Genomic DNA, 3,982 nt, shown 5'->3' on the forward strand with positions numbered 1-3,982 from the left:
CGGCTTGGACTTGCGCATGTGCAGCTTCTCCTCGCCCATAACGAGGGCATAGGCGAGGACGAAGATACTCACGGCCAGCACGCCGACCAGGGAGCCGGTCATGTCCAGCTCGCCGGTCACCGCATGGGCGGCGGGGCTGAACAGCAGGGCGAAACAAGCGAATACGAGAAGGCTCGACCACCAGGCGGAGCGCCGGGGCCGTGAGGCGATGCCATCGATTGTGTGCATGGTTGCAGTGTCCCGAGGAAGGGGTTGCGGGGAGGGGGTAATAAGCGCGCCGATTCTAGCATGTGATGATGCGGTGCAATACGGCGGACGGACCCGTCACAGAGGCGTTTCGCATGCTTTTTTTGCATGCTAACGACCTTCATCAGGACCTTTGTTCATGCAGCCCGCGACCGAGCGCGAAGACCTCCGCCTCAACGTGGCGTCAGGGCCTCCCGGAACGCCTCCGGGGAGGTCTCCTCCAGCTCCTCTCGACCCTGCTCCCCGAACCAGCGGCGCGGCTGCCAGAAGCGCAGCGTTCGCTCGCCCTCCTGCAGGGCGACGCCAACGGCGAGTCGTCCCAGCCTGGCGTAGAGCTGGCCGTCCAGGCGCTCGTCGCGAAAGGCGAGCGCGGCCAGCAGGGCCAGCGGCCCCCCCTCCAGCCGTGCCTCATCCAGGTAGATGCCGTCGGCGGCCATGGTCAGCCGAGCCTCGCCCTGGATATCGCGCACGGTCAGCAGGCGCCCCAGCCAGTCGCGCTCCCGGGCGCCCGCCAGGAACAGCCGCGCCAGCAGGCCGCTGTCGCGCATGGCGAGGCCCAGCCGGGCATCGACCTCCAGCGGTTCCGCCCAGGTAAGACGGCCCTCCTCGAGGGAGAGCCGGGTCCACCAGCCGGCCTCGCCCTGGCCGTCGGCATCCCGGCGGGTGACGTTGTCCAGGCGCAGCAGGGAGCCCGAGGCATCGAACCGCCGCTCGGCCAGGTCGCCCTCGCGCAGGCGAGCCTCCAGGCGCAGGTCGCCCGTCAACCGCTGGCTGGCCAGGCGCAGCTCGGTGCCGAAGGCCTGCAGCACCAGGTCGCCGTGGGCGCCCAGGCCCTCCATCGCCAGCGCCGCCTCCAGGCTGGCGCGCCCGCCCAGCAGCTCCACGCCTGCCGCCTCCGGCAGGTAGGCGTTGTAGAGGGCGAGGTCCGGCACCTCGACGATGGGCAGTGCCACCCTGGTGGTGAAGGCGCCGATGTCGAGCCGCTCGGGGTCCGTGGAGAAGTGGGGCGTGGCGGTCTCCAGGGTCAGGTGGCGCCCGGCCAGCCAGGTGCGCTCCTGCTCGGCCTCGCGGCGCAGGGCGAAGCGCGGCAGCGAGAGCGTCAGCCGGGCGCCGGGGCTTTCTGCCTCGCCCTCCAGGCGCGCGTCGAGTTCGCCGCGCCCCACCGCCCGGTAGTCGAGGAAGCCCACCGCGAGGTCGTCGGCATCCACCCGCAGGTGGCTCGGCGCCAGCAGCTGCTCGCCTGCCAGGTGCAGATCGGCCGCCAGCCGGCCGCTGCCGCGCAGGATGAGGCCGTGCTCCCGGGGCAGGAAGGCGTCCAGGAACCCCAGGCGGTCGACCATGCCCTCCAGAACCAGCCGCCCGCGCCGCGCGCTGGGCTGATCCAGCCGGGTGAAGCGTGCCTCCCGGGCCACCAGCACGCTGCCCAGCCGCTGTTCCTCGTCGGCATTGGCGGCCGCGGCGGAGAGCGTCAGCCGGCTGCCGGAGAGGTCGAACTCGCTGCCGTCCAGGCTGGCCTGGCCCAGGGCCAGTTCGAGGGTCATCTCGCCGGAGACCTCCTCGCCGAGCAGCCGGCCGCTGATTCGGCGACCGCTGAGCCATGCCTCGCCGCGGATGCGCTCCTCCTCGAGCATCAGGCGGCCCCGGCTGTCGGCCCGGCCGCCGCTGAGTGCGAAGGGGGCGCCTTCGGGAAGATAGGGCGAGAGCACGGCCACGTCCGCCAGGCTGGCGCCCTCCCAGGCGAGCGCGGCCCGCTCGGGCAGCGGCGAGCTGCCTGCCTCCGGCGGGTGGCCCTCGGCCGCCAGGGTCAGGCGGGCGCCCTCCAGCAGGCGCGCGCCATCAGCGTGGCGGATCATCCCGGCCTCCTCCAGGCGCAGGTCCAGGCGCAGCGGCAGGGTGTCGGTGTCGCGCCACTCGGCGACGAGGCGACCGCGGCCCTCGGCGCGGGCGTGGGGCAGGCTCACCCCGAGCGCATCGCTGGCCACCTCCAGCCGGCTGCCGGCATCGACCCGGCCATCCATCAGCCGCGCCCTGGCGCGCACCTCGCCGCCCCCGCTCAGGGCGATGCCGCTTCCGTCGAACAGCCCCGTCAGGAAGGGGTCGAGAAATCCCAGCCGGTCGAGGCGGCCGGACAGCGCCAGCTCGCCGTCCAGCGGCGGCTGCGGCTGGTCGCGCAGGGTGTCCAGCGGCACCCGGGACGCGAGCCGGGCGGTCTCCAGGGTCAGGTCCAGGCCCAGGGCGTCGGCGCGCTCGTCGCCGGCGACGTCGAGCCGCAGGCGGGTGCCGGAGAGATCCAGTCGTCGCGCCTCCGGGTCGAGGCCAGGCAGCGCCAGGTCGAGGCGCAGGTCGCCCCGCAGCGGCTGCCCCTGAAGGGTCAGGGAGACCCGTTCGCCGGCCAGGGTGAAGGCGCCGGAGAGCTCTCCCGCCCGGTAGTCCAGCCGGCCGTCCAGGGCGGCGCGTCCGCTCTGCAGGGCCACCGGGGCGTGTTCCGGCAGGAAACGCGCCAGGGCGCGAACATCTGGCACCGTGGCCGCTTGCCAGCTCAGCCGCGCCTCGTCGGGCGGTGCTGGTGAGGCGGCCAGGTCCGTGGGCAGCGACGCCTCGAGCTCGAATCGCCGACCCGTCAGCAGCGGTGCCGGCTCCTCGCCCTGATGCATCGCCAGCTGCTGCAGGGTCACCGCCAGCCGGCCGGCCGCTGCATCCCCCGAAGCCGTGGCCTCCTCGTCGACGCTGGCCGTCACGCGGCCGGCACCGCTCAGACGATAGGCCTCGCCGGGGACCACCCAGGCCGGTGTGGCGTCATCCTGGCGGCGGCCCGCCAGCAGGGCGGTCTCGTCCAGGGTGACGCCGAGCTCGGCGGCGTCAAGCACCAGGCGGCTGCCGGGGGCAAGCACGCCCCGTTCCAGGGAGAGCGCGCCCTCGAGGCTGCCGCGTCCGGTCAGGCCCAGCCAGCCCAGCTCCGCCAGATAGGGATTGAAGAGGTCCCAGGCGTCGGCGCGGGCCGCCAGGGTGAGGTCGCCGGAGAGGAAGCGCAGCGCGGCCTGGCCGGGATGGGCCGCGGGATCGAAGGGCGCCGCGCTGAGGTCGGCGGCCAGGGCAATCTCCTCGGCCAGGGGCATCCCGTCCCGGGCCAGGGTGGCCTGCTGCAGTGCCAGGGTGAGTCGCCCCACGCCCAGCTCGTCCCGGGCCAGCGCCAGGTCCGACAGGGCGAGCCGGCCCTCGCCGCTCAGCCGGTGACCGTCGACCTCCAGGCGGCGCAGGCCGCTGGCCGACAGCTCGCGAATCGCCAGGCGTCGGGTCAGCAGGGACGCCAGCATGGCCGGCAGGGCGAGCTCAAGGCGGGCGGCATCGACTTCCAGCGCCAGCGGGAGCGCCTCGTCATCGCGCTCGATCACGAGCCGCTCCACGGTGAGGTGCTCCCAGCCGGGGCGCGAGCCCTCCCAGCGGATCGAGAGCCCCTCCTGGCCGGAGAGCCTGGCCTGCAGCCAGGGGCTGTCCAGCAGGGCGGGCAGGGTCAGGATCACGCCAGCCAGGGCTAGCGCCACGACGACGGCCGAGCCGCCCAGCCACCGCCAGGGGCCGCTCCGCGGGGGTCGCTCCTGCTGTCTCTTGTCGTCGCCTGGTCTGCCCATTGGCCCATGGTAGCGCCTAACGAGGCTTCGTTGGCGAGGGTTTTATGGCATCATCTGCGCTCCGGCAGCCGCCGGCAGGATCTGGATCGCCAACGACGCAGGGCAGG

The 3,982-nt window shown here is 73.7% G+C and carries 1 protein-coding gene and 1 pseudogene; both read right to left on the reverse strand.

The annotated features are described in order from the left end of the window. Positions 1 to 228, reverse strand: a pseudogene (locus tag DER72_RS16315) (sodium:proton antiporter); the annotation flags it as partial. 191 nt (positions 229 to 419) lie between these two features. Further along, the gene (locus DER72_RS15855) at positions 420 to 3,788 is read right to left on the reverse strand and encodes a hypothetical protein (RefSeq protein ID WP_146209082.1); all 3,369 of its coding nucleotides are present in this window, start codon (positions 3,786 to 3,788) and stop codon (positions 420 to 422) included. Positions 3,789 to 3,982: the final 194 nt, after the last annotated feature.

The sequence above is a fragment of the Halomonas sp. A11-A genome (assembly GCF_003182195.1).
Taxonomy (GTDB): Bacteria; Pseudomonadota; Gammaproteobacteria; order Pseudomonadales; family Halomonadaceae; genus Halomonas; species Halomonas alkalicola.